Source organism: Mesorhizobium sp. M4B.F.Ca.ET.017.02.2.1 (genome assembly GCF_003998955.1).
Lineage (GTDB): Bacteria > Pseudomonadota > Alphaproteobacteria > Rhizobiales > Rhizobiaceae > Mesorhizobium > Mesorhizobium abyssinicae.
The window spans coordinates 1-5,373 of sequence record NZ_RZOF01000397.1; the positions used below are offsets into that span (position 1 = coordinate 1).

Below are 5,373 nucleotides of genomic sequence, written 5' to 3' on the forward strand. Positions count from 1 at the left end.
GGTTGGTGAGCCGCACGGTGACCGCGGCGACGCCAATGTCGATCAGCGCCGGGTCGGCGGCGACAACCGCCTGCAGCCGCTCGCGCAACGGGGCGGGGCCGGCGTCGAGAAGCGCGCGGACCGGCGCCTGTCCGAGATATTGCTGCACCGCCTGGTTGGCGATGCCGGCGATGCGCGCCTGTATCTTCTCGAGCGGCTCGCCCTGTGGCTTGCCGGTCCTGAGATTGATGCTGAAATCGACGCGCTCCGCCAGCCGCCCGGGATCGACGACATGCCAGCCGACCGTGCCCTGCACGGCCACGGTCTGGAAATCCTGGCTGCGGCCCTTGACGAACAGCGTCATCTCGCGGTCGTCCATCGGCACTTCGGCAATGCTGGCGGTTTCCGGCGCGAACCAGAACACCAGGCCGCGGCCGCTCTGCTTCACGCGACCATCGCGATAGCGGATGACGTGGCTGCTTGCCTCGCTGCGGAGCTGGGCGATGAAGCCGAAGTTGCGAATGGTGGCCATGGTAGTCTCTCCCTCAATCGGTTACGGACGCTGGAAACGGAAAAGTTCTGCCGGTCGGTAGGCGGTGCCCGCCTCATAGGCGCCGGTCGCCGCCAGCCAGCCCTTGTCGAGCAGCCGCCGGCGAAAGGCCGGCTTGTTGAGCGATGTGCCGAGAATCGCCTCGTGCACATCCTGGAGCTGCCGCAGCGTGAACAGTTCCGGCAGCAGCGCGAAAGCGACGTCGGAATAATCGAGCTTGCCGCGCAGCCTGAGCATCGCCATCGCCAGGATGTCGGCGTGGTCGAAGGCGAGCGTGAGCTTTTCGTTGTCCGGCGACAGCACGTTGACAGCACCGCCGGCCTCGCCTGCCCAAGGCACATGGATCGCGGCGGGCAGCAAAGTTGGCATCGCCCGCGCGGCCGCGTCGAAGGCCGTCTCGGTCAGCAGAACGAGATAGGCAACGCTGACGATGCGCATGCGCGGATCGCGATCGACCGCGCCGAAGGTGTAGAGCTGTTCGAGGCGAGCACCCTCGATTGCGGCCTTCTCGCGCAGCACCCGCGCGGCAGCGGCATCGAGGGACTCGTCGATGCCGACAAAGCCGCCCGGCAACGCCCAGCGGCCTGCGTGCGGATGCTGGTCGCGCCTGAGCAGCAGGACCGTGGGGCGCCCGTCGCGCAGCCCCAGCAGGACGAGGTCGACCGCCACCGACGGCCGCTGGAATGCGCTGGGGTCGTAGTCCTTGAGGAAATCGGTCTCGCTCATTGACGTGTCTCGTGTCTATTGCGCAAGTTACATATATCTATCTTGAATATATGTCAACTGACACGCAGGAGTTCGAGAGACGGTCAAGAAGGTGAGCGTAGATCGTCCGTGCACCTGTCCTGCGCGCTGATCGCCGTCAACTCGATGTCAGGGTGCTGTTGGAACGCCACGCGGATCCGCGCGTTTGCAGGTCAAGCTGTGCGGTCAAAACGGAGCTCGCGCAATGGCCTCCATCCGGTACATCGTGACGGACGTCGATAGGTCGGTCGAATTCTATCGCGACAGACTCGAGTTCTCTGTGAACATGCACAATCCCGGCAAGTTTGCAGCGCTCGCTCGTGATGATCTGACGCTCTACTTGAGCGCCCCCGGAGCGGGTAGTGGAGGAACAGCCGGCGGCACTCCGGAGCCTGGCGGCTGGAACCGGTTCATGATCATCACGAAGGACCTGGATGGGCTCATCAGCCGGTTGAATGCCGATGGGGCCGAATTCAGAGGCGAAATCAGCGAAGCGGGAGCCGGTCGAGCCAGGCTTCTGAAAGACCCATCGGGCAACCTGATTGAACTGTTTGAGTTCAAGTAATTGAAGCTCCTGACGCCCGCCGCAACCTGGGGCAACCCCAAGGGCCATCGAGCTGTTGAGGAGGTGTCGGATTGCGGGTAGGTGACGATCTGCTCGTTGCCCAGGCGGAAGGACGGAGTTCAACTCATCGATGGTGAAATGGCGCGCCCGAAGAGATTCGAACTCCTGACCCCCAGATTCGTAGTCTGGTGCTCTATCCAGCTGAGCTACGGGCGCGCAACAGGCCATGCTTTGCATAGCCCCGCGATCCGATCGTGACGACCGGCCGCGACGAGACGTGTTCCCTAACGACTGAATTTCCGAAAAGCAAGCCGATCCGGCAAAAGTTTTGTCGCAGGTGCTTTTTGTCCGGACTAGGCCGGTCGGCGCAAACTTCCGCGCGCCTGGTCGAGGCGGACCGGCTGGTCGGGGATGGTGACGGCGAAGGTGGTGCGCCCGCCGATCGATTCGACCAGCTCGACCGTGCCGCCATGGGCGCGGATCAGCTCGTAGGCGATGGCCAGCCCCAGCCCGGTGCCGCCGCTGCGCGCCGAGCCGCGGAAAGCGGCGAACAGGTTCTCGCGCGCTTTCGGCGGCAGGCCAGGTCCGGTGTCGGTGACGACGATGCGGCTGACGCTGCCCAGGCGCTCGGCCGAGACCGCCAGCCGGCGCACGACCGCGCTTTCGGTGTCGGCCGCCATCGCCTGCACCGAGTTGCGGCAGAGATTGGTGAGCACGCGAAACAGCTGGTCGGAATCGGCGTCGACCTCGAAGGCGTGCTCGACACCGTTGACGAAATCGATGCCCTCCTCGATGTCGAGCAGGCCGTGCACGTCCTCGACCAGTTGGCGCAGCCGCACGCGGCGGCGCGACGGCGGCGGCTCCTGCGTGCGGCCATAGGCGAGCACGCCTTCCGAATAGGACACGGCGCGGTCGAGCGCGCGCAGCAGCTTCGGCGCGAAGGACTGCACGGTCGGGTCCTTGACCAGCCGCAGGCGGTCGGACATCAGCTGCGCGGAGGCCAGGATGTTGCGCATGTCGTGGTTGATCTTCGACACGGCCAGCCCGAGATCGGCGAGGTGCTTCTGCTCGGAAAGCATCTTCTGCAGCCGTTCCTGCATCTGCGACAGCTCGCGTTCGGCGACGCCGATCTCGTCGGCGCGGGCGGCGGGACGGATGATGCGGCCGGGGTCGTCGGGCGCCTCGGAGAAGGACAGCATCGAGCGCGTCATGGTGCGGATCGGGCCGATCATGATCAGGTCGATCGCGGCATAGACCAGCATGGCGGTGAACAGCGAGATCAGCAGCGAGACGAAGGCGACGTTGCGCGAATAGACCAGCATGGCGCTGCGCAAGGCATAATCGGGCATGATCAGCTCGAATTCCTTGTCGCTCTCGCCGACCGGGCCGAACACGCGCAGCATGCGCTTGCCGCCGAAAAACAGCGTGTCGAGCGCCCCGGTCATGCCGTCGATCATGCCGACCTTGGAAATGTCGATGTGCTCGTCGACCTGCGGCGGCATCTCGGACACCACCAAAAGCCGCGAGACGCCGCCGTCGCGCACGGCGATCGCCTTGGCGCCGATCGCCATCAAAACGTCGTTCTGGGCCGTGCGCGAGAGCGAGTTGGGCTCGCCCTGCACCAGCACGATCGAGACCGCGGCCGCCGTGCCCAACCGCTCCTTCAGCCAGCTCACCCGGTAGCTGGCGATCCAAGGCAGGAAAATCAGGATTTCGGCCAAGAGCACGAAGACGATGGTGAGCAGAAGAAGCTTGGTCGACAGGCCGCGCGACAGGGGCACCGTGCGGGCGGCGGTGCTCGCCGCGCCGGCCCTGTCGTCCGTGGCTTGGGCTTCAGTCATGCTTCAGGTCTTCACAAACACTTGATAGCGAAGATTAGGCGATTACGGCTTTTTTGCCAATTTCGTCCTTGCCGGATAAAAAACATCCACCGCGCGATCGCGACAAAGGGCGCAGCGGCGCCGGATTGACTTCCAAAACCCTTCTTTCTATAAGCCCGCTCACGCTCGGGCCATTCGTCCCGGCGCGGTTTCGATCGCGCCTAAACCGGCCCGGCAAAGCTCCTGTTACAGAGTGACAGAATCAAGAAGGGCCGCACCCCGCGGTATTAAAACAAATGAAGCGTACCTACCAACCGTCCAAACTCGTCCGCAAGCGCCGGCACGGTTTCCGTGCTCGCATGGCCACCAAGGGTGGTCGCGGCGTCGTCGCAGCCCGCCGCAACCGCGGCCGCAAGCGGCTCAGCGCCTGAACGGAAGACGAGATCGTTGCCCGCAACCGGCAAGCCAGTGGGAGCACATCCCAAGCGGCTTCTGAAGCGCGCGGATTTCCTGGCTGTCCGCGGCGGCGAGAAGCGCCGCGGGCGGCTTTTCCTCGTCGAGGTTCTCGACCGTGGCGACGGATTGTCGCCGCGCGTCGGCTACACCGTCACCAAGAAGGTCGGCAATGCGGTCGTGCGCAACCGCGTCCGGCGCCGGCTGAGAGAAGCCGTGCGCACGCACGCGGCCGATGACATGGCGCCCGGCAATGACTATGTCATCGTCGGGCGTGAAGACGTGATCGCCATTCCGTTCGGCCAGTTGAAGGCCGAGCTTTCCCGCCGACTGCGCGGAACACGATAGGCCAAGGGCTTCGATGGAAAACAACCGCAATTTCTTCATCACCATCGCGCTGTCGGTGCTGATCCTGACGCTGTGGCAGGTGTTCTACATGAACCCGCGCGTCGAGCAGCAGCGCGAGGCGGCCCGCATCGAGGAACAGCGGCAGGCCGAGCAGAAGAAGGCGGCCGAAGCGGCCAATCCGGGTGCTGCCGTCACGCCGGCCCCCGCGCCCGGCGCCATTCCGAGCGCTCCTGGCGGCGAGGCCGTGACGGCGGCCGGCCGCGCGCAGGCGCTGGCCGCGACCAGCCGCGTCAAGATCGACACGCCGAGCCTGGAAGGTTCGATAAACCTCACCGGCGCGCGCCTCGACGACCTCAAGCTCAAGCACTACACCGAGACCGTCGACAAGAACTCGCCCGAGATCGAACTGCTCAATCCGTCGGCGCTGCCCAACGGCTATTTCGCCGAGATCGGCTTTGTCGGCAACGACAAGACCGGCGCGGTGCCGGGCGCCGACACGGTGTGGACGGTCGACGGCAACGCCACGCTGACGCCGTCGACGCCGGTGACGCTGACCTATACGAACGACAAGGGCCTGACCTTCAAGCGCACCGTCTCAGTCGACAACGACTATATGTTCACGGTCTCCGACACTGTGCAGAACTCAGGTACGGCGCCCGTCTCGCTGTTCAATTACGGCCGCGTCACCCGCTTCGACAAGCCCGCCGTCGCCAGCACCTATGTGCTGCATGAGGGTCTGATCGGCTATACCGGCACGGAAGGCCTGCAGGAGCACAAATACGCCTCGATCGAGAAAGACAAGCAGGCCCAGCCCGGCAAGTCGACCGACGGCTGGCTCGGCATCACCGACAAATACTGGGCGGTGACGCTGGTGCCGACCGAGAAGCAGCCGTTCCAGCCGCGCTACGCCTATT

7 protein-coding genes and 1 tRNA gene are annotated in these 5,373 nt (G+C 64.9%); 4 read left to right on the forward strand and 4 right to left on the reverse strand.

Features of this window, described 5'->3' with window-relative positions; translation table 11 throughout:
• A partial coding sequence (locus tag EN738_RS30200) for an SPFH domain-containing protein (protein ID WP_348629117.1) occupies positions 1 to 511 on the reverse strand: 511 nt, incomplete at its 3' end.
• A gap of 21 nt (positions 512 to 532) precedes the next feature.
• Positions 533 to 1,255 (reverse strand): NUDIX domain-containing protein, encoded by a 723-nt coding sequence (locus tag EN738_RS30205; protein WP_127286820.1) that lies wholly within the window; start codon positions 1,253 to 1,255, stop codon positions 533 to 535.
• Positions 1,256 to 1,478: 223 nt separating this feature from the next.
• Between EN738_RS30205 and EN738_RS30210 the strand changes: the two genes are divergently transcribed.
• The gene (locus EN738_RS30210) at positions 1,479 to 1,838 is read left to right on the forward strand and encodes a VOC family protein (protein ID WP_127286821.1); all 360 of its coding nucleotides are present in this window, start codon (positions 1,479 to 1,481) and stop codon (positions 1,836 to 1,838) included.
• 139 nt (positions 1,839 to 1,977) lie between these two features.
• On the opposite strand, the gene EN738_RS30215 is transcribed toward EN738_RS30210, so the two are convergent.
• Positions 1,978 to 2,054, reverse strand: a tRNA-Arg gene (locus EN738_RS30215).
• A gap of 137 nt (positions 2,055 to 2,191) precedes the next feature.
• On the reverse strand, positions 2,192 to 3,679 hold the full coding sequence (locus tag EN738_RS30220) for a HAMP domain-containing sensor histidine kinase (protein WP_127286822.1): 1,488 nt from the start codon (positions 3,677 to 3,679) through the stop codon (positions 2,192 to 2,194).
• Positions 3,680 to 3,954: 275 nt separating this feature from the next.
• Here EN738_RS30220 and rpmH point away from each other — a divergent pair, with 275 nt between their 5' ends.
• The 3 genes from rpmH to yidC all read left to right on the forward strand — a co-directional run.
• Positions 3,955 to 4,089, forward strand: a complete 135-nt coding sequence (gene rpmH / locus EN738_RS30230; protein WP_008833937.1) for a 50S ribosomal protein L34 — start codon at positions 3,955 to 3,957, stop codon at positions 4,087 to 4,089.
• A gap of 16 nt (positions 4,090 to 4,105) precedes the next feature.
• Positions 4,106 to 4,459 (forward strand): ribonuclease P protein component, encoded by a 354-nt coding sequence (gene rnpA, locus EN738_RS30235; protein WP_127286823.1) that lies wholly within the window; start codon positions 4,106 to 4,108, stop codon positions 4,457 to 4,459.
• A gap of 13 nt (positions 4,460 to 4,472) precedes the next feature.
• Positions 4,473 to 5,373: membrane protein insertase YidC (yidC, locus tag EN738_RS30240; protein WP_145966974.1), on the forward strand; the 901-nt coding region annotated here is incomplete at its 3' end.

Bases quoted from the DNA above. Each gene is read 5' to 3' on its own strand.
- EN738_RS30205 (WP_127286820.1), bottom strand. From the start codon at position 1,255: ATGAGCGAGACCGATTTCCTCAAGGACTACGACCCCAGCGCATTCCAG.
- EN738_RS30210 (WP_127286821.1), top strand. From the start codon at position 1,479: ATGGCCTCCATCCGGTACATCGTGACGGACGTCGATAGGTCGGTCGAA.
- EN738_RS30220 (WP_127286822.1), bottom strand. From the start codon at position 3,679: ATGACTGAAGCCCAAGCCACGGACGACAGGGCCGGCGCGGCGAGCACC.
- rpmH (WP_008833937.1), top strand. From the start codon at position 3,955: ATGAAGCGTACCTACCAACCGTCCAAACTCGTCCGCAAGCGCCGGCAC.